We start from the raw sequence: 20,187 nt of genomic DNA, 5'->3' as shown, positions 1-20,187 counted from the left end.
CGCCACACATTCGAACACCCGTTCGTATGGATGGGCCTGACCTGCAGCGTTGATTCGTCGATAAGCAATGTGTCTATTGCTGTTCCACCTTGTGTCGTGGCGGCTGGCACACTAGAACGCATGAATACCACTGAGTTGATGAACTCCCCGGCCCTTTGGGTGGCGGTTGCGGTCGTCGTTGCCGTGCTGATCATCGTGGGCATCGTCGTTGCGGGGAAGAAGCGCAAGGAGTCGAAGACCGTTTCGTTTGAGAAGCCGGAGGAGCCGAAGGAGCTCACTCAGCAGGAGAAATCCGGCAATTATCAGGCGAAGGGCGGTTTCAATTTCGCACCGGCGGATGCTCAGCCGAAGCAGCCGGAGCCGATTCGTCGTGACCAGCCGGTTCTGCCGGTAGTCGAGCCTGAAAAGGCCGAGCAGGAGCCGAAGACTGTTATCGAGAAAGCAGTTGCGCCTGATGAAGAGCCATTGCTTGTCGACGACACCACCAGCACGGAGGTAGATCAGCCGAAGCCGGCCGAGCGGCCTGTGGAGGAGCCTGTCGTTGAAGAATGTGCCGTGCCAGAACCGGAGCCGGCACCAGAACCTGAGCCGGTAGCAGAGCCGAAGCCAGCTCCAGAACCGGAGCCGGAACCTGCTGTCGATGAGGCAGAAACCCCTGAGGCCGAATCGGAAACGCCCGATGCGCCAGACACACCAGACACGGCGGAGGCAGAGGAGGCTGCTGCGGCTGCTGTAGTGGCTCAAGAGGGTGCTGAAGAGGCGCTCCAGGATGGTGCTGAGGTTTCCGATGAGGCTGTCGTTGTTGAGGCCCCCGCGAGCGAACCGATCGATGACATCGCTCCAGCAGCAGGTCGCATGGGCAAGCTCCGTGGCCGCCTTTCCCGTTCTCAGAACGCCATCGGCCAGGGTCTGCTTGGCATTCTTTCCGCTGGCGATCTGGACGAGGACGCGTGGGAGGAGATTGAAGACACGCTGATCTTGGCCGATATCGGTGCGGGTCTGACGATGAAGATCACGGACAACCTGCGCGAGAAGATCGCTGAGCGTGGTGTGGAAAACGAAGCGCAGGCTCGTGCGATGCTGCGCGAAACTCTGATTGAGGCTGCCCGTCCGGAGCTCGACCGTTCGATTAAGGCGATGCCGAATGACGGCAAACCGGCCGTGATCTTGGTTGTCGGTGTCAACGGCACCGGTAAGACGACGACTACCGGCAAGCTTGCTCGTGTGCTCGTGTCTATGGGGCACTCGGTGGTGCTTGGTGCTGCGGATACGTTCCGCGCGGCGGCTGCGGACCAGTTGGAGACCTGGGGCAAGCGCGTCGGCGCTTCCACGGTTCGTGGCAAGGAGGGTGCGGACCCGGCTTCGGTGGCCTTCGATGCTGTGGCAACTGGTGTTGACGAGGGTGCTGATGTGGTGCTCGTCGATACGGCGGGCCGCCTGCACACCTCCACGGGTCTGATGGATCAGCTGGGCAAGGTCAAGCGCGTCGTGGAGAAGAAGAGCAACGTCGATGAGGTGTTGCTGGTGCTCGACGCGACGGTGGGGCAGAACGGCATTGCGCAGGCGCGTGTCTTCCGTGAGGTTGTTGACATCACGGGTGTGGTGCTGACCAAGCTCGACGGCACCGCCAAGGGCGGTATCGTTTTCCAGGTTCAGGAGGAACTTGGTGTGCCGGTAAAGCTGGTTGGTCTTGGTGAGGGCGCGGACGATCTTGCGCCGTTTGAGGTTGAGAGTTTCGTCGACGCTCTTCTCGGCTAAGCGCTTGCTTGTCGACGACCCCGCGCCCCCGGTGATGTGCCCATCACCCGGGGCGCGCGCTAGTCTTGTGGGGATTCTTTTCCGCTAGAAGCAAAAGGGAGCGTGCACACCGTGTTCGAGTCACTGTCCGACCGCCTCCAATCAGCCCTGGGTGGTCTGCGAGGCAAGGGCAAGCTCACCGAGGAGGATATTAACGCCACGGCTCGCGAGATTCGTATCGCGTTGCTGGAGGCGGACGTGTCGCTTCCGGTTGTGCGTGCGTTTATTAAGCGCGTCAAGGAGCGTGCCCTCGGTGCCGATGTTTCGGCAGCGCTGAATCCGGCGCAGCAGGTCATCAAGATTGTTGATGAGGAACTGACAAACATTCTCGGCGGTGAGACTCGCCGGTTGAATTTGGCGAAGAACCCGCCGACCGTGATTATGCTCGCCGGTCTGCAAGGTGCTGGTAAGACCACCCTGGCAGGTAAGTTGGCTAAGCACTTGGCTAAGCAGGGCCACACCCCGATGTTGGTGGCGTGTGACTTGCAGCGTCCGGGTGCGGTGCAGCAGCTTCAGATTGTTGGTGAGCGCGCTGGTGTGCCGACGTTTGCCCCGGATCCGGGTACGTCCATCGACTCGTATGAGCACGAGATGGGCACCTCGCACGGTGATCCGGTTGCGGTGGCGCAGCAGGGTATTGAGCACGCCAAGCAGAACAAAAACGATGTGGTCATCATCGATACTGCGGGCCGCCTCGGTATCGATGAGACCCTGATGACTCAGGCCCGCAACATCCGTGATGCAGTGAATCCGGATGAGGTCATTTTCGTTATTGATGCGATGATCGGTCAGGATGCGGTGTCTACCGCCGAGGCGTTCGCTGCTGGCGTCGACTTCACTGGTGTTGCACTGACCAAACTTGATGGCGATGCCCGTGGCGGTGCCGCGCTGTCCATCCGTGAGGTCACGGGCAAGCCGATTCTGTTTGCGTCGTCTGGCGAGAAGCTCGACGACTTCGACGTGTTCCACCCGGACCGCATGTCCAGCCGTATTCTCGGCATGGGTGATCTGCTGTCGCTGATTGAGCAGGCTGAGCAGACTTATAACGAGCAGGACGCTGAGGCAGCCGCAACCAAGTTGGCTTCCGGCGAACTCACACTGGAGGACTTCCTCGACCAGTTGCTCATGATTCGTCGCATGGGGCCGATTGGCAACCTGCTCAAGATGATGCCTGGCGGCAAGCAGATGAACCAGATGGCGGACATGGTCGACGAGAAGCAGCTCGACCGTATCCAGGCCATCATTCGCGGTATGACTCCTCAGGAGCGCCAGGATCCGAAGATTTTGAACGCATCGCGCCGCAAGCGCATCGCTAACGGTTCCGGTGTGAAGGTCTCGGATGTGAACCAGTTGGTGGAGCGCTTCTTCGAGGCGAAGAAGATGATGGGGCAGATGGCCAGCCAGTTCGGCTTGCCGGGTATGCCTGGCATGGGCCGAAGCGCTACCAAGAAGAAGCCGAAGGGGCGCCGGGGCAAGAACGGCAAGCGCAAGCCGGTGAAGCGCGGTGGAAATCAGGGCATGCCGAAGATGCCAGGGATGCCAGGAATGCCAGGAATGCCGGGCATGGGTGGCGGTATGCCGGATATGAAGGATTTGGAAAAGTTGCAGAGCCAGCTTCCTGCGGGCATGCAGGGCATGGATCTCAACAACCTCGATTTCAACGAGGCGATGAAGCGTATGCAGAAGGGGAAGTTCTTCTAGCGCGCAGCGCGCCGCAGCGCGAACGCTTCACAGATCAAAGGGGGGAGAGGCCAGCACTTTAGAGGGTGTTGGCCTCTTCGCCATCTTGGGCAGAGTCGGTGGCGGTTTCGGGGGCCAGCGTGGTGTCGTCGATAAGCCCAAGCTTGTTGAAGATCGGGGTGAGCTCTTCCCACATCAATGGGGCGAGCGATTCGGCGTACGCGTTGGAGATGTGATTCTGGTCGCGGTAGATGTAAATGTTGCCGATCTGCGGCGGGCAGATGCCGTCGATGCAGTACCAGCTGGCGGTGTCGATTTCCCACTGGTTGTAGCCGCCGTCGAGGAAGTACTTCGCAGGGTCTTCAGGGGAGTAGACCACGTGTGCGTCCATGGAGCAGTCGGCTTCGGAGGATCCGGCTACGAGGCACAGGTTGGGGTCCATTGGGTCGCCGTCGGGGTTGAACATCCATGGGTTGTCGCGCAGGCCGACGAATGGGATGCCGTATTCAGCGAGGCGTTGCCAGAAGTTTGCGTATGCGTCAGGCACGTAGTCCTGAGAGGCGATGCCACCGCCTGCGTGACCTGCGGGGCGTGTGGAGGTGGAGATCACCATGGCAGGGTTGAGTTCGACGAGTTCTGCGAACGCGTTCTCGCCCCATTCTGCGCATTCTGGCGAGACAATGTCGGCGTTGGCGGGGTCCCAGGGGCCTCCGACGACGAGTGGGCATTCTTGGCGCACGAATGTTGCAACTTTGAAGCCGTGGCGTTTGCCAAGGATGTCCAGTGGGATGCCGAATGGTTCGATGTGGGAGCCGCCGACCAGTGCGATGGTGGTGTCGGCTTCCAGGTCACCGTATACGCAGTGAGGTCCCGGCATGATGTCTGGGCCTTCGGGGAGGAAGACCATGCAGTTGTCCAGTCCGATTGGTGGGTAGATGCCTGCAACCAGGTTCGGGTCTGGTCGGGCTTCGACGTCGGGGACTTCGGCGCCGGCGAGTGCGAGTGCGCCTGGGTAGATGGCGGGGTCGAGGGGTTTGTCGGCGTCGTCGATACGATCGTTCCAGATTGGCTGGATGGCAAGTGCTGCGGCAAACAAAGCGGCGGTGAGCACACCACCCGTTGCGCGGAATTTTCCGGGCCACGTGCGTAGCGACGACCCCGCGTCGCGCACCGGCGTATCCATGGCACGCGGGCGCGCACGATGCTGGCGTAGTGGATCTTCCACCAGCATGTGGGTGATGTGTGCGAGGGCGAGGGACACGGCGATGACACATGCGCCGAGCCATGCTGGGGGAACGGCGTATCCGCCGAGGGCGGTGACGATGATCAAAAGCGGCCAGTGCCAAAGGTAGAGCGAGTAAGCGATCTTGCCCAGCCAGGTCATGGGTGCAGATGCCAGCACGCCGGAGACAGCGTTGCTGTTGCCTGACAGGATGACCAGTGCGGCACCGGTCAGTGGCAGCAGTGTGAGGGGGCCGGGGAATGCGAGCGACGTTGGGATAACGATGCCGGTGATGGTGATCATTGCGACGCCGAGTAGCGCAGTGAACCAGGCGAAACGCTGTGGGAAGAATCGCTCGGCTGGTACGAAGGCGAGCAGTGCGCCGAGGGAGAGTTCCCATGCGCGAGAGAACGTGGAGTAGTAGTTGGCGCCGGTGCCGACGAAACCGAAGCGGGAGGCCCAGGCGAAGGAGGCGATAGTGATGAGCGCCAGCACCCCGATAGCTACGCGCCGTGCCCAGACAGGGTTGGCTTTGAGCTTCGATACCGCAAAGGCCAGCAGGGTGCCCATGAGGATGCCGAAGATGTAGAACTGGCCCTGGACCGACATTGACCACAAGTGCTGTAGCGGGGATGTTTCCTGGCTTGCTGCAGCGTAGTCGGCATTTTGGGCGATGAGTTCCCAGTTTTGGTAGTACAGCATCGACGCTGTGACTTGGCTCGCGAGCTGCTGGCTCATCAGTTCTGGCGTAAACGCGAGAACGAGAAGGACAACGCTAACGATGACAAGTGCGAGCGCCGGTACGAGTCGGCGGATGGTGCGCCACAGGGGCCACCACGGGTTCAGGTTTGGGTTCGGACGCAGAGCGTATCGCAGTTGCCCGCCAAGGAAAAAGTAACCGGACAGCAGCAGGAAGACGTCGACGCCACCAGAGACACGTCCGACGAAGACGTGGAACAGGACGACGAGTGCGATGGCGTATCCACGCAGCCCATCGAGGTCGACGCGGTATGCGGTCGAGCCTTTTGTCGACTGTGCCGATTGTCCTGCCATCGTGTCCAACCTTGTCAACTACTTCTATTTCGTTACAGGCGACGTGTATTGCAGCTGGCAATGCGCGTCGCAATCGGTAAAGACCATACAGTCTGAACTTTGCATGACCGAACCAGCCACACCGGGGCATTGCAAGGCATTGCCGTGCGGGAGTTTGGTGCCTTGGGGTTTAGCCCGTAAGGTGTCAAAGGTTGTCTGACGTCATTGTTGGCGTTTGGCACGACAAGTCTATAACTGCGTACGCGCCGGATCCGTCTGGATCCTTCTCAGGTTGCCTGGGAGGGGATGGTCGACCGGCCAGGCACGCGCAGGGTAAATAAGAAGGGTTGAACCGGCTCGTCGAGAAGCGGCGGGTGTCTGCACTGCCCAGTGACCTAAAGGAAGTACACCATGGCTGTAAAGATCAAGCTGCAGCGCGTTGGCAAGATCCGCAACGCTCAGTACCGTGTCGTCATCGCTGATGCTCGCACCCGTCGTGACGGTGCTGTCATCGAGAACATCGGCATCTACCACCCGAAGGAAGAGCCGTCGCTCATCCGCATCGATTCCGAGCGCGCTCAGTACTGGCTGGGTGTCGGCGCACAGCCGACCGAGCCGGTGCTCGCGCTGCTGAAGGTGACCGGCGACTGGCAGAAGCACAAGGGCCTCGACGGTGCTGAGGGCACCCTCAAGGTTGCTGAGGAGAAGCCGTCCAAGCTCGACCTGTTCAACCAGGCTCTGGAAGAGGCTAAGAACGGCCCGACCGCTGAGGCGATCACCGAGAAGCGCAAGAAGGCTAAGGAAGACGCTGAGGCTAAGGCAGCTGCTGAGGCTGCAGCTGCCGCAGAGGCCGAGGCTGCAGAGGCTGAGGGCGAGGCTGCTGAGGCTGAGTCTGAGGAGGCTCCGGCCGAGGAGGCATAAGCCTTTCGCTTATCGACGACACCCCGCACCGCACACTTTTCGTGCCGGTGCGGGGTTTTTCGTGCTGCGACTTTGTAAAACTTGCGTACGGTTGGGCATGTAGACATTTCCTAATCGAAAGGGGAGCGGATCATGGCTCGTACGTTTTTGGTGACTGGTGGCGCGGGCGGCATTGGCAAGGCGACTGCGGAGTTGCTTACCTCTCGCGGTCACAAGGTGATTACTGCCGATATTGCGAATGCGGATATCAATGCGGACCTCACAACTGTTGAGGGCCGGCAGGCACTCGTTGATGAGGCAACCAAGCTTTCCGAAGGAAAGCTCGACGGCGTCATTGCGAATGCCGGTATGCAGGCGCCGACGCCGAAGACCGCGCAGGTGAACTACTTCGGCGCGGTGGCAACGCTTGAGGGGCTTCGTCCGCTGCTGGAGGAGTCGGATGCGCCGCGCGCTGTGGTGACGGCGTCGATCGCATCACTGCAGCCGGCGGATGACCAGTTGATTGAAGCGATGCTGGCGGGTGATGAGGAAGCTACCGTTAAGCGTGGCCAGGAACTTGCTGACCAGGGCCCCGAGGTTGCATACCTTAACTACTCGTCCTCTAAGCAGGCCATTGCTCGTTGGGTGCGCAAGAACGCGATCTCCGAGGAGTGGGCTGGCAAGGGCATTGCGCTGAACGCTATTGCGCCGGCCGTTGTGATTTCCCCGATGACTGAAGAGCTGCGCAACACCGACGAAGGTCGTGCGCAGTTGGCACAGGTGCCGATGCCGCTGAACGGTTGGATGCCGGCAGAGGCTGCGGCCAGCTTCATTGCATGGCTGACCAGTGAGGAGAATACCCACCTGTGCGGCCAGGTTGTCTTTATCGACGGCGGCTTCGACGCCACAGTTCGTGGCGACAAGGTCTGGTAGGCCGACAAGGGCAATTTGTGGGGCTGCTACCGTAGCCGATTATGGAGCTCAACATTGGCCGCGTCGTGAAGTCGCATGGCGTGAAGGGTGAGGTAGCAGTCGAGCTACTCGCCGACGAGTCTGAAGACCACATTGTTGTCGGCGAGGTGCTCACTGGCCGCCAGGCTGGCAAGGAACAGCACTTGACTGTGAAGACGGTTCGGCCTCATCAGAAGCGCCTCCTCGTCAGTTTTGAGGAGGTGCCAGACCGCACCGCTGCGGACAGTCTGCGGGGCATGAAGTTTTTTGCAGAACCTCTGGAGCGCGACGAGGATTCCGACGAGTACTACAACCACGAACTCATCGGGTTGAAGGTCCGCCATGACGGCGATGAAGTTGGCGCTGTTACTGGCGTGATGGATGCGCCGAATCGCAAGATTCTGGAGATCGACTATCACGGCAAGGAAGTCCTCGTGCCCTTCGTTATGGAGTTTGTGCCGGATATTGACCTCGCTGATGGCTACCTGGTGATTACGCCGCCGGAGGGACTACTTGATGTCTAACCCGAAGCCGGTGCTTCGCCTCGATGTCGTCACTATTTTTCCCGAGTACTTGGACCCGTTGCGCCACGCGCTGCTGGGCAAGGCGATTGAGCAGGGCATCCTGTCCGTCGGAGTGCATGACCTGCGTGATTGGGCGACGGGTAACCACAAGTCGGTAGACGCGCCCCCTCTGGGCGGTGGTCCTGGCATGGTGATGAAGCCGGAAGTGTGGGGGCCGGCGCTCGACGATATCGCTGCGGGACGCACAGGCACGGAGCTGGACTCGGCGGCCAAGCACCGGAATGACAAGTTGCGTCACGACGATGTCGCAAACGTTGCACCACGCCCTTACGAATCCCCAGTGGCAGGCGATGACGCCTCAAAGCCGCTGTTGCTCGTTCCCACACCGGCCGGAAAGCCATTTACGCAGGCGGATGCCCGTGCCTGGTCGCGCGAGGAACACATTGTGTTCGCTTGCGGGCGCTACGAGGGAATCGACCAGCGTGTCTTCGAGGATGCGAAGCAGCGCTACCGGGTGCGTGAGGTGTCCATTGGTGACTATGTACTCATTGGTGGCGAGGTCGCCGTACTGGTCATCGCGGAGGCAGTCACCCGGTTGATCCCCGGAGTGCTTGGCAACACTGAAAGCCACGAGGAGGACAGCTTCTCGGATGGGTTGCTTGAGGGCCCGAGTTATACAAAACCACGAGTATGGCGGGGGATCGAGGCTCCGGAGGTGCTTACCTCTGGCGACCACAAGAAGGTTGAAGCGTGGCGCCGTGAGCAGTCGCTGAAACGCACCCGTGCCGTCAGGCCCGAATTGCTCGAACAGGTGGAGCTCAGTGAAGAGGACCGGTTCATGCTGGATTCGCGTGAGGTTGTGTCGGTGTTCGAGGTGGGCGGACAGCGGGTCGTCGCAAAGCAACTGCGACGGGCGCTGAAACAGGCAGGCTACCGCGCGGAGACGATCGAGCGGAACGAAACGACGCTTACGGTAAAAGGGCGAACCGCGCTGTCGCTGGAGGATGCGACGCAAGCGGTTGCGGATGCGTTGCCGAAGGGCACGCAGTGGAGCGGGTACACGGCAGGGTAATGCCTGCTGAGGTGGTGAAAATCACCCCACAATAATTTAAAGGTCAGATCATTGTTCGCTTAGAGTTGGGTGTGTTACACGCGTTGCAAAACGAAAGGACACCCATGCTCGCGTCAGTGCTCGACCCCACCTCGGGGCTCGCAATTGTCCTTCAAATCGCCATCATTCTTGGTGCCCTGCTGCTCGGCACGCGGTACGGGGGCCTTGGGCTTGGTCTGATCTCTGGCATCGGCCTGATGTTTATGGTCTTCGTCTTCGGTCTGGAGCCGGGCGAACCACCGGTGGGCGTCATGCTCACCATCATCGCAGTCATCGGCTGTGCGGCGACCCTCCAACAATCGCGCGGATTGGAGGTGATGATGCAGCAAGCCGAGAAGCTCCTTCGCGCCCACCCGGAACGCATCACCTTGCTGGCTCCGGTGACCACATGGTTCCTCACCGTGCTGTGCGGTACCGGCCACGTGGTGTACACCATGTTCCCGATTATCGAGGACATTGCGGTGAAGAAAGGGATTCGCCCAGAGCGTCCTATGGCGGTGGCTTCCACTTCTGCGCAGATGGGTATTACAGCCTCGCCGGTGTCGGTTGCCACCGTGTCGCTCGCGTCGATTTTGGCGGAGAACGCCGGAGTGATCGATAAGGCGTATTCGATCCCGCAGATTCTTATGGTTGCCATTCCGGCTTCGCTTTCCGGCGTGATCTTGGCCGCGTTGTGGTCGTTGCACCGTGGCAAGGATCTGGACAAGGATCCGGTATTCCAGGAGCGCATGCAGGACCCGGCGTTTGCGGAGTCCATCAACAAGTCCAGCCATTCGCTTCTGGACGAAGTCTTTCCAAAGTCCGCTCGCAACGCGGTGTGGATTTTCCTCGGCGCTATCGCCTTCGTGGTTGTTCTCGGCGCGTTTGAGGGCCTGCGTCCCGCGTTCGACGACGGTGACGGTGGCATGAAGCCGCTGTCCATGAACCTCGCCATCCAGATGGTGATGCTCTTTGCCGGTGCGATCATCTTGCTGTTCTGCAAGGTGGATCACAAGAAGATCGCCTCGACACCGGTGTTCAAGGCAGGCATGACCGCGGTGTTCTCCGTGTTTGGCGTGGCCTGGATGGCGGATACGTTCTTCGCGGCGCACATCGACCAGCTCGAATCCAGCCTCGGTTCTGTTGTGGAAGCTGCCCCGTGGGCGTACGCCATCGTGTTGCTGATTGTGTCCAAGTTGGTGAACTCCCAGGCTGCGGCGCTGGTCGCCATCGCCCCGATCGGGCTTGCCTTGGGCATCGACCCGAAGGTCATTGTCGGCTTCTACGGCGCGGCGTATGGCTACTGGATCCTGCCCACCTACCCGTCCGACCTGGCTTGCATCGGCTTCGACCGCACCGGCACCACCCGAATTGGCAAGTTCGTGATCAACCACTCGTTCCTGATTCCGGGTGCGATCTCGGTGTTCACTTCGTGCGTGGTGGGCTCGATTCTGGCGCAGGTGCTGCTGTAAAGCTCCCGTGAGTACGGCGCGACTAAGATCGCCCGAATGACATCAATCGCAGTCACCATCGCGAACGAACTCAACATTCGGGAATCTCAGGTCGAGCAGGCGCTGAAACTGCTCGCCGAGGGCAACACCGTGCCGTTCATTTCCCGCTACCGCAAGGAAGCCACCGGTGGGCTCGACGACGGGCAGTTGCGCCATATTGAGGAGCGCAACACGTACCTCGTCGAGCTCGCTGAGCGTAAGAATGCGGTGCTCGAAAGTATTGAGGAGCAGGGCAAACTTACCGACGATCTCAAACGCGAGATTCTCGCAGCCGACACGAAGGCGCGCGTCGAAGACCTGTACCTGCCGTACAAGAAGCGTCGCAAGACTAAGGCGGATATCGCCCGCGAGGCAGGTCTTGAGGATTTGACGCAGTTGCTTATCGACGACCCCACCGCCACCCCCGAGACCCTCGCCGAGAGGTACCTCTCCGAAGGATTCCCGGACACGAAGGCTGCACTCGACGGTGCCCGCGCGATTCTGGTGGACCGGTTCGCCACTGACGCCGACCTGGTCGGTGCGGTGCGTGACCGCGTGTACGAGCAGGGCACCATGCGCTCCTCGGTCGTTGAGGGCAAAGAACAGGAAGGTGCGAAGTTCGCGGACTACTTCGACTTCTCGGAGCCGTTTGACAAACTGCCCAGCCACCGCATTTTGGCGCTGCTTCGCGGGGAGAACGAAGGTGTACTCACGCTCAACCTTGACCCGGGCGACGAGTCTGTTTTTGAGGGCATGATTGCGGATCGTTTCGATCTTCCGGTGAAAGACTCCGCCTGGCTGGCCAAGGCGGTGCAGTGGGGTTGGCGCACGAAACTGCAGGTGTCGGCCAACCTAGATACCCGCATGCGTCTGAAGGAAAAGGCCGAGGAGGGCGCGCTGCAGGTGTTCAAGACCAACCTGCGTGACGTGTTGCTCGCCGCCCCCGCAGGTCAGCGCGCAACGCTCGCGCTTGACCCGGGCTATCGCAACGGCGTGAAGTGCGCGGTTGTGGACGGCACCGGCAAGGTGCTGGCCACGACAATCGTCTACCCGCACCAGCCGCAGAACCGTTGGGACGCGTCGCGTGCCGAGTTAGCGTCGCTGGCTGCCCAGCACGGAGTCGAGCTCATCGCTATTGGCAACGGCACCGCTTCGCGCGAATCGGAGAAGCTCGCCGGCGAGGTAGCGGACCTCATCGCACAGGCTGGCGGCAAGCGCCCGACTCCGGTGGTTGTGTCCGAATCAGGCGCGTCGGTCTATTCGGCAAGCCCGATCGCAGCCGAAGAGTTCCCAGACATGGATGTCTCGCTGCGCTCCGCAGTGTCCATTGCGCGCCGCCTGCAGGACCCGTTGGCGGAACTGGTCAAGGTTGACCCGAAGTCGATCGGCGTGGGCCAGTACCAGCACGACGTGAATCAGACGGCGCTCGCACAGACGTTGGACGCTGTGGTGGAGGATGCGGTGAACTCGGTTGGCGTGGACGTCAATACCGCTTCGGCACCGCTGCTTGAGCGTGTCGCTGGTCTGTCCGGCACGGTGGCGAAAAACATCGTGGCGTACCGCGACGAGCACGGCAGTTTTGCTACCCGCAAGGAGTTGGGCAAGGTTCCGCGTCTGGGGCCGAAGGCATTCGAGCAGGCCGCTGGCTTCCTGCGTATCCAGGGCGGGACGAACCCGCTCGATGGCTCAGCGGTACACCCGGAGGCTTACCCGGTGGTGGAGCGCGTCGCCCAGGCGACGGGCCTGAACACCGAGCAACTCATCGGCAACACGGCGGTACTCACCAAACTCAAGCCGGCGGATTTCGCTGACGACACTTTCGGTGTGCCTACCGTGACCGACATTCTCGCCGAGCTGGACAAGCCGGGGCGCGACCCGCGCCCTGAGTTTAAAACTGCGGAGTTCAAGGAAGGCGTCAACGAGGTCAAGGATCTCAAGCCCGGCATGATCCTCGAGGGAACCGTGACCAATGTTGCCGCTTTCGGCGCGTTCGTGGATGTGGGTGTGCACCAGGATGGTCTGGTTCACGTCTCCGCGATGAGCCACAAGTTTGTCTCTGACCCGCACGAGGTGGTGCGCTCCGGCGAGGTGGTCAAGGTCAAGGTGATGGATGTGGATGTCGCTCGCAACCGCATTGGGTTGAGCCTGCGGCTTGACGACGAGCCTGGCCAGCCCGGCCAGACCACCAGCCAGAAACAACGCAGCGGGCAGAGCCGTGGCCAGAACCGTGGCGGTCAGAAGCAGCGCCAGGGGCGAAACCAGAACCGGGGCGGTGATCGTCGTCAAGCAGCTGGCTCGATGGCGGACGCACTCAAACGTGCCGGATTTGGGAAGTGACCGGGCAGTATGTAGAATGCTGCAGGTTGTTGTAATCGACACGAACCGGCCGAGCGCCCTGATTAGGGAAGTGCCGCCAGGGTCCTCTGTCCGAAAACGAAAAGGATTGCTTTCATGAGCAACGGCATTATTGATCTGGTTGACGCAGGCCAGCTCCGTGACGATATCCCGGACTTCCGCCCGGGCGATACCCTCGACGTTCATGTTAAGGTTATCGAGGGTTCTGTGACCCGTACTCAGGTGTTCACTGGCTTCGTTGTGCGTCGCCAGGGCAGCGGTATCCGCGAGACCTTCACCGTCCGCAAGGTTTCCTTCGGTATCGGCGTTGAGCGTACCTTCCCGGTGCACTCCCCGAATCTGGAGAAGATTGAGGTCGTCCGCAAGGGTGACGTCCGTCGTGCGAAGCTGTACTACATGCGCGATCTGCGCGGTAAGGCTGCTCGTATTAAGGAGCGTCGCTAGTTTTAGCCGCACCACGTGCCCCGTCCGAGTTTCTCGGGCGGGGCACGTTGCGTTCTCAGGGTGTCGGGGTGCGGTGCTAACCTATCCGGCGTGACCAACGCGAATGTGCCCGCCAACGGGCAGCCCCAGACCCCTAAGCCGCACAACCCGTACGCTGCCGAGGATGCATCGTATGAGGTGAACGCTGCAGACCGCCCTACAAACGGCGCTGCAAATGGCGCTGACAGCAGCGACGAGAAGCAGAACCTTCCCTGGTACGTCGAGATCCCGGTGGTAGTTGTGCTCACGTTGGTGATCATGTTCGTGCTGCAAACGTTTATCGGCCGGCTGTATGTCATTCCGTCGGCGTCGATGGAGCCAACGCTGCACGGCGAGGACGGTTCGGGCGACCGCATCTTTGTAGAGAAGGTCAGCTATTACTTCTCGGACCCTGAGCCGGGTGATGTCATCGTGTTCGCCGGTACGGATTCGTGGAACACGGGTTTTTCCTCCAACCGTTCTTCTAACCCCGCGATTCGTGGGCTGCAGGAGGTGGGTTCCTGGGTTGGTTTGGTGCCCAAGGATGAAAACACGTTGGTCAAGCGCATCATCGCTACCGGCGGACAGACTGTCTCGTGTCAGGCGGGCGACCCGGCGGTCATGGTTGATGGTAAGCCGATCGATCAGTCGTACATCTTGCAGCCGAACTTCTACCCGGTGGATGAGGAGACCGGATCGGATGCGTGTGGTGGTCCGTACTTCGGCCCGGTGACGGTGCCGGAAGGCCACTACTTCATGATGGGCGATAACCGCACCAACTCGCTGGACTCTCGCTACCACTTGGGGGATCAGTTCCAGGGAACTATTCCGGAGGAGAATATCCGCGGCAAGGTGCGGGCGGTTGTCTTCCCGCTGAACCGCCTTCAGGGTGTGTCGGACCCGGACATTCAGCAGTAGGGTAGTGCGCCGTCTTAAGCAGTTACGCACCTACGAGGTCGCGTTGGACAAGGCCGGGCTGGGGCCGGTGGCGGGGGTCGATGAGGCTGGTCGGGGCGCGTGCTTCGGCCCTGTGACCATCGCTGCGTGCGTCTTGCCCATCAAGCCGATTGCTGCGCTTGAGGGGTTGACGGATTCGAAGAAACTCTCGGCGAAAAAGCGCGAGTTGCTTTTCGACGAAATCCGCAACGCCGCCGTCTCCTACCACGTCATTCATATCCCTGCGGCAGAGATTGATCGGCGCGGGATCCAACACGCCAACCTGGATGGGGCCCGGCGCGCCGTCGCAGGCTTGGATGTCGATCCGGGTTACGTGCTCGTGGACGCGTTTCGTGTGCCGGGGCTTCGCGCACCGCAACTGCCAGTTGTCGGCGGTGACTACACCGCGCGTTGTATCGCTGCGGCGAGTGTGCTGGCAAAGGTGAGCCGCGACAGGCTCGTTGTGGAGATGGCTCGGGACTATCCGCAGTACGGGTTGGAGGGCCACAAGGGCTATTCAACAAAGGTGCATATGGACGCGGTGCGCCGCCACGGGGCGAGCCCGGAACATCGTTATAGTTATGCGAACGTCAGGGACGCTGACAGGTTTCACACTGAGCTAAGGGGTCATGTATGAGCGCCGAGGATCTTGACAACTACGAGGCAGAAGTTGAGCTGTCCCTGTACCGCGAGTACCGCGACGTGGCGAGCCAGTTCTCCTACGTTGTGGAGACGGACCGCCGCTTCTACCTGGCTAATGCGGTGAAGCTGATTCCGCACACGGAGGGTGGCGACGTCTACTACGAGGTCCTCATGTCGGATGCGTGGGTGTGGGACATGTACCGTGCGGTGCGCTTTGTGCGTTACGTGCGTGTGATCACCTACAAGGACGTCAACATCGAAGAGTTGGATAAACCTGAACTGACATTCCCGGAGTAGGGAACCGGGGCGTGCATTTGCCCGTCTAATAGGCACCAGATGTTTTGGTCCTAAAAGACAATAAGGGGGAATGTATGCACGCCAGGTATGCGGCCCAACAGGAGTTGGGCGTATTGGGGGAACGTGCTGCGGCTCGCTGGTACGCGGAGCAAGGGTATACCGTCCTTGGTCAGCGAGAACGCGTTGCTGCGGGGGAGATTGACGCAGTCGTTGAAGACGAAGACGGCACGATTGTGTTCGTCGAGGTGAAGTCGCGCAGGGGTGGCGCGTTCGGTGCTGCGGAGGCGGTCACTGCGAAGAAGTTGCGCACGATGCGTCGTTGCGCTGCGCAGTGGATGCGAGAGCATCCTGCGTTGGGGGTTCGCGCTATCCGTTTCGACGTCGTGGAGTGCGTCACCGATGGCGATGATTTCGTCCTTCGTCGTTACTTGGGGGTGGAAGATGCCGCTTGCTAGCACGATCAGCGCAACAGTTGAGGGCATCACGGCTCGGCTTGTCACTGTGGAGGCCAACGTCGGCCCGGGTCTTCCGGGGATCCACATGGTGGGGTTGGGCGATGCTGCGGTGAAAGAGTCGCGCGACCGGATTCGCACTGCGATCTCCAACTCGCAGCTTCCTTGGCCACGTACGAAGATCATGGTGTCGTTGTCGCCGGCGCATTTGCCGAAGACGGGCTCGCACTTCGACTTACCGATTGCAGCTGCCGTCTTGGGCAGTTTGGATCCGCGGGTGCAGCGCAGACTAGAGAGCACAATGCTGCTCGGAGAGCTGGCGTTGGATGGTTCGTTGCGCCGAGTGGACGGCGTGTTGCCGATGCTGATTGCAATGCTTCACGACGACTCCACCACCGGACCCGACATCGTCGTCGTTCCACGAGAGAACGCCGCAGAAGCCTCACTGCTCGGCATGAAGAACATCCTTGTGGCAGATTCGCTGGCGCAGGTGTGGCAGTGGCTCATCGGGGAGACAACGCTGGATACCGTCGGCGAGCCGGAGGTCCAACACGCTGCAGCGGTCGCGGACTTCAGTGACATCGCCGGAATGACTGTGGAGCGCGAGGCCCTCGAGGTCGCCGCAGCCGGTGGGCACCACGTGATGATGATCGGCCCGCCTGGCTCCGGCAAGTCGATGCTGGCAGAGCGGCTGCCTTCTATCTTGCCGCCGCTGAACATCGAGGAGATGGTGGAAGTCACGGCGCTGCACTCGGCTGCGGGAATTTCCAGTGGCGGCATTGTGTCCAACCGGCCGTTTATCGCCCCACATCCGTCGTTGACCAGGGCGGCGCTCATCGGCGGCGGTTCAGGAGTGCCTCGCCCCGGGGTGGTCAGCCAGGCCCACCATGGGGTGCTGTTCCTCGACGAAGCCTCGGAGATTTCTGCGCACGTTCTCGACGCGCTTCGGATCCCGCTAGAAAAGCGTGAGGTGCGCCTGACGCGCTCGCGTCGGGAAGTTGTCTACCCGGCTGATACGCAAATCGTTCTGGCTGCGAACCCGTGTGCGTGCCAGCGGGTCAACGGCAATTGCACGTGTCGGGTGGCTGAGCGGGCCCGGCACTTATCCAACGTTTCCGGCCCGTTGCTCGACCGGCTGGATGTGTTCATCCAGACCTCAGCGGATTCCACGGTGGTTACCCCGGGTGACGCGGAGTCGTCGGCAGTCATCGCCGAGCGTGTCATGCAGGCGCGCGAGCGTGCCCAAGAGCGCTGGTCGCAGGCTGGTATCGACGAGTCCGTCAACGCTCGCGTTGCCCCAACTTTGATCCGCAAGCAATTTCCCGCGGACGAAGCAGCGATGGCCTACCTGTCCTCGCTGCTGCGCACCGGAAGTATCACGCAGCGTGGCGTGGATCGGAGCCTGAAGGTGGCGTGGACGCTTGCGGATCTGGAAGGCGTGGCGCAACCGGATATCGACCATGTGGCTCGCGCCGTCGATATGCGCACCGCACCAGAGGAGGTGGCGGCATGAGGAATGTAAGTTCGCCAGAATCCTGGGCGTATCTCAGCCGTGTTGTCGAGGGACCCTCGATCCACATTCAGGAGTTCATTACCAACGGGCGAAGCGCGGACGAGATTGCCCACGGTGTGCGCACGCGTGCAAGCTGGATCGGGGCCCTAGGACCGCAGACGCAAAACCGCTATACGTGGGACCAACCTGCGCAGGATCTCGCTCGTGCCCAGGCCGCTGGGTATACGTTGCTGACTCCAGACTCGCCAGGCTGGCCTGGAGAGAACATCAAGCCCACGTTCCACTGTGAGTATCCGGACGATGATCGAAAACTTTCCCTGAACGAAGAAGCGGTTGCACCACACGCGCTGTGGGTAAAAGGTGAAGCAGACCTTGCGAAGCTACTTGCACAGTCGGTCGGCGTTGTCGGTACACGAACAGCAACGCAGTATGGACGTCACGCTACCGATGACCTTGTGCGGGGTTTGGCAAAACACCAGTACACGATCGTCTCCGGTGGTGCACTGGGCATCGACACGATCGCACACCAGGCGGCCCTCGACTGCGGCGCACCCACCATCGTGGTCGCTGCCTGCGGGCCGGGGTACGTCTACCCGCTGAGCAACGAGCCACTCTTCGATCGGGTTGTGCGCGCCGGGGGAGCCATTGTCACCGAGTACCCACCCGGCACGACCCCGGACCGGCACAGGTTCCTCACCCGTAACCGTCTCGTAGCAGGGCTGACCCAGGGCACCCTGCTGGTGGAAGCGGCGTTTCGCTCAGGTGCGTTAAACACGCTGAAGTGGGCCAATGCAATGAATAAACAAACGATGGCAGTGCCGGGCCCCATAACTGCAACGGAGTCGCTCGGCACGAACCTCGCCATTCAGAACAAGCAGGCGGCGATGGTGCTCAACGCCGACCAGATTCACGAGCACATCGTGCATACGGGGGATTTCGATGCGGGCGAGCAGATGGAAATGAAGTACCCGCCGACATTGACGCAGCAACTCAGCCACAACGAACTGCGCATTTACGACGCACTGCCACGAGCAGGCGAAGGATCGCGAACGGCTGAAGAGATCGCGGCAGACGCTGGCCTTTCCATCGGACTGACGGTGCACATTCTGATGGACCTGGCCAAGCGGGGAGTGGTGCAGCGCGAGCGGAAGGAATGGTCCCGCACCGAGTGAATAACCAAGTGAATATTGGTTAGCGAGTAAACTCCTGCGACATGAGTGAAAGCGTAGGGCAAGTGCAAGCGGGCGTCGGCGATTTCGCCGACTACGCCTCGCTTGTGCTCGGGCGCTCCCCAAACACAGTGAAGGGGTATGTCTCCGACCTGGCGACACTCGCCGGGTACGCAGACACCTTCGACGCGTTCACCCTGGAGGCGCTTCGCACCTGGCTGGCCGACGCACTGACCGCCGGGCGCAGCCGAGCCACCCTTGCGCGCCGTACCGCAGCCGCGCGCGCATTCTCTACCTGGGCGTACCGCCAGGGCTACATCGACCACGACGCAGCAGCCCGCCTCAAAGCACCAAAAGTGAATCGCGCGCTGCCCAACGTCGTACGCGGGGAGCGTGCCACAGAACTCGTCGAGGCGGATACCGCCGACGACGCCCACCCCGCCGAACACCTCCGTGACCGAGCCATGCTCGAGCTGCTCTACGCCACCGGCATGCGTGTTGGCGAACTCACCGGTCTCAACCTCGCCGACATTGACTTGGCTCGCGGGCTTGCCCGCGTGACCGGCAAAGGCAACAAACAACGCGTGGTCCCATTCGGGCGCGAAGCAACACTGGCGCTCAACGAGTGGCTCGAGTTCGGGCGCTCCGAACTGGCCAATGGCAAAGCAGAGGATGCGGTATTCGTCGGATCCCGTGGCGGGCGCATCGGCCAACGCCAAGTGCGCCGTGTTGTCGAGCGCGCCGGGCAACGTGCCGGTGTCAGCGACATCAGTCCGCACACCCTTCGCCACACGGCCGCGACGCACATGCTCGAAGGCGGAGCGGATCTGCGTGTTGTGCAGGAAATGCTTGGGCACTCAAGCCTGCAAACCACGCAAATCTACACGCACGTCTCGGCGCAGCGGCTCAAAAACGTCTACGACCAGGCGCATCCACGGGCTTAAGTCGTATTCTCGGTGGCTCCAGCAGTGTGAGCGGATCGATGTACTTGTCAGGTCCTGTAAGCGCACCCCAGTGCAGTCCGTCGTGTTCGCCAGCAAAGTGGCTTGTGGCGCGCGCAAGTCTGCCAATGATGTGGCCTTCCGTAATGTTGTCGCCAGCCTTGAGGTCTGAGCGCACTGGCTGGTAGGTCGTGCGAATGCCCCCTGGGTGGTCAATCGAGATCACAGGAGTGCCCGCGACAGTGCCGACGAACGCCACAACCCCGTCGCCCGCGGCGAGCACAGGCGCGTTGAGCTTCAACGGCAGATCCACGCCACGGTGGCCGGGCTTCCAATTTTCCTCCGGGATTGACGCAGGACGGGATACCGCGCGGGGATACGGTGTGCCTGCCGCGGGATCGACCCAGGCAAGGGCGGTGGCGGGGGAGTACCACAGTAGGACTCCGAGCAGGATGGTGGCTGTGGTGGTGCGTGGCGTCGTCGATAGGCAATGCATGCTCTCAAAGGACCATTGCGGCGCGGAAAAGAACAGGGTCTTCGCAAAATCTGTGGATAACGGGAGTGGTTAGTGTGACTCTAGGGGAAGTTATCCACAACGTCGCAGATGAGTTTAGGTTTTTAGGGCTCATGCGGGTAAGGTTGCCGGGGCAGTTTGTGCAGCACCGTAGAGCGCTGCATAAATTGACTACGCGCGCCGAACAATGGCTGCTCAGCAACGGTCCCTCTCACAGGGG

At 61.1% G+C, this 20,187-nt stretch carries 18 protein-coding genes; 16 read left to right on the top strand and 2 right to left on the bottom strand.

The window, feature by feature from the left end:
• Positions 1-120 precede the first annotated feature (120 nt).
• The gene (gene ftsY / locus HMPREF3171_RS07240) at positions 121-1,758 is read left to right on the top strand and encodes a signal recognition particle-docking protein FtsY (RefSeq protein ID WP_246815344.1); all 1,638 of its coding nucleotides are present in this window, start codon (positions 121-123) and stop codon (positions 1,756-1,758) included.
• A gap of 111 nt (positions 1,759-1,869) precedes the next feature.
• Positions 1,870-3,498 carry a signal recognition particle protein gene (ffh, locus tag HMPREF3171_RS07235; RefSeq protein WP_070422388.1) on the top strand — a complete coding sequence of 543 codons (1,629 nt, stop codon included), beginning with the start codon at positions 1,870-1,872 and terminating at the stop codon, positions 3,496-3,498.
• A gap of 58 nt (positions 3,499-3,556) precedes the next feature.
• Here the strand turns inward: ffh and HMPREF3171_RS07230 are convergent, their stop codons facing one another.
• Positions 3,557-5,752: an acyltransferase family protein gene (locus HMPREF3171_RS07230; protein WP_070483914.1), complete on the bottom strand. Its 2,196-nt coding sequence runs from the start codon at positions 5,750-5,752 to the stop codon at positions 3,557-3,559.
• Between the two features lie 390 nt (positions 5,753-6,142).
• On the opposite strand from HMPREF3171_RS07230, the gene rpsP reads away from it, so the two are divergent.
• The 14 genes from rpsP (at position 6,143) to HMPREF3171_RS07160 (ending at position 19,456) form a co-directional block, all read left to right on the top strand.
• Positions 6,143-6,652 carry a 30S ribosomal protein S16 gene (rpsP, locus tag HMPREF3171_RS07225; protein ID WP_070483912.1) on the top strand — a complete coding sequence of 170 codons (510 nt, stop codon included), beginning with the start codon at positions 6,143-6,145 and terminating at the stop codon, positions 6,650-6,652.
• 132 nt (positions 6,653-6,784) lie between these two features.
• The gene (locus tag HMPREF3171_RS07220) at positions 6,785-7,564 is read left to right on the top strand and encodes an SDR family NAD(P)-dependent oxidoreductase (protein ID WP_070483910.1); all 780 of its coding nucleotides are present in this window, start codon (positions 6,785-6,787) and stop codon (positions 7,562-7,564) included.
• Between the two features lie 41 nt (positions 7,565-7,605).
• The gene (rimM, locus tag HMPREF3171_RS07215; RefSeq protein WP_070450978.1) at positions 7,606-8,106 is read left to right on the top strand and encodes a ribosome maturation factor RimM; all 501 of its coding nucleotides are present in this window, start codon (positions 7,606-7,608) and stop codon (positions 8,104-8,106) included.
• A complete protein-coding gene (gene trmD, locus HMPREF3171_RS07210; RefSeq protein WP_070483908.1) occupies positions 8,099-9,178 on the top strand; it encodes a tRNA (guanosine(37)-N1)-methyltransferase TrmD in 1,080 nt (359 codons plus the stop codon). Before rimM ends, trmD begins: the two co-directional genes overlap by 8 nt.
• A gap of 104 nt (positions 9,179-9,282) precedes the next feature.
• A complete protein-coding gene (locus HMPREF3171_RS07205) occupies positions 9,283-10,668 on the top strand; it encodes an anaerobic C4-dicarboxylate transporter (RefSeq protein ID WP_070483906.1) in 1,386 nt (461 codons plus the stop codon).
• A gap of 36 nt (positions 10,669-10,704) precedes the next feature.
• Entirely contained in the window at positions 10,705-13,023 is a 2,319-nt protein-coding gene (locus HMPREF3171_RS07200; RefSeq protein WP_070483904.1) for a Tex family protein, read from the top strand.
• A gap of 114 nt (positions 13,024-13,137) precedes the next feature.
• Positions 13,138-13,485 (top strand): 50S ribosomal protein L19, encoded by a 348-nt coding sequence (rplS, locus tag HMPREF3171_RS07195; RefSeq protein WP_070422256.1) that lies wholly within the window; start codon positions 13,138-13,140, stop codon positions 13,483-13,485.
• Between the two features lie 105 nt (positions 13,486-13,590).
• Positions 13,591-14,421, top strand: a complete 831-nt coding sequence (gene lepB, locus HMPREF3171_RS07190) for a signal peptidase I (protein ID WP_371327144.1) — start codon at positions 13,591-13,593, stop codon at positions 14,419-14,421.
• Between the two features lie 4 nt (positions 14,422-14,425).
• Positions 14,426-15,076 (top strand): ribonuclease HII, encoded by a 651-nt coding sequence (locus tag HMPREF3171_RS07185; RefSeq protein ID WP_070450984.1) that lies wholly within the window; start codon positions 14,426-14,428, stop codon positions 15,074-15,076.
• Complete coding sequence (locus HMPREF3171_RS07180; protein WP_070422258.1) at positions 15,073-15,378, top strand: DUF2469 domain-containing protein; 306 nt, start codon at positions 15,073-15,075, stop codon at positions 15,376-15,378. Before HMPREF3171_RS07185 ends, HMPREF3171_RS07180 begins: the two co-directional genes overlap by 4 nt.
• Before the next feature lie 74 nt (positions 15,379-15,452).
• A complete protein-coding gene (locus HMPREF3171_RS07175; RefSeq protein ID WP_070422259.1) occupies positions 15,453-15,833 on the top strand; it encodes a YraN family protein in 381 nt (126 codons plus the stop codon).
• Positions 15,820-17,343, top strand: coding sequence for a YifB family Mg chelatase-like AAA ATPase (locus tag HMPREF3171_RS07170; RefSeq protein WP_070483901.1), 1,524 nt, complete (start codon positions 15,820-15,822; stop codon positions 17,341-17,343). Before HMPREF3171_RS07175 ends, HMPREF3171_RS07170 begins: the two co-directional genes overlap by 14 nt.
• Positions 17,340-18,515, top strand: a complete 1,176-nt coding sequence (gene dprA, locus HMPREF3171_RS07165) for a DNA-processing protein DprA (protein WP_070483899.1) — start codon at positions 17,340-17,342, stop codon at positions 18,513-18,515. The genes HMPREF3171_RS07170 and dprA overlap by 4 nt, the downstream gene beginning before the upstream one ends.
• A gap of 41 nt (positions 18,516-18,556) precedes the next feature.
• On the top strand, positions 18,557-19,456 hold the full coding sequence (locus tag HMPREF3171_RS07160) for a tyrosine recombinase XerC (protein WP_070483897.1): 900 nt from the start codon (positions 18,557-18,559) through the stop codon (positions 19,454-19,456).
• Here HMPREF3171_RS07160 and HMPREF3171_RS07155 read toward each other — a convergent pair.
• Positions 19,419-19,949 (bottom strand): M23 family metallopeptidase, encoded by a 531-nt coding sequence (locus HMPREF3171_RS07155; RefSeq protein ID WP_083292010.1) that lies wholly within the window; start codon positions 19,947-19,949, stop codon positions 19,419-19,421. The two genes, HMPREF3171_RS07160 and HMPREF3171_RS07155, sit on opposite strands and share 38 nt — an antisense overlap.
• Between the last annotated feature and the right edge of the window lie 238 nt (positions 19,950-20,187).

Source organism: Corynebacterium sp. HMSC08F01 (assembly GCF_001807545.1).
Taxonomy (GTDB): Bacteria; Actinomycetota; Actinomycetes; order Mycobacteriales; family Mycobacteriaceae; genus Corynebacterium; species Corynebacterium coyleae.
The sequence above is the reverse complement of the archived record's forward strand: the minus strand, read 5'-3'. Positions and strand labels throughout refer to the sequence as shown.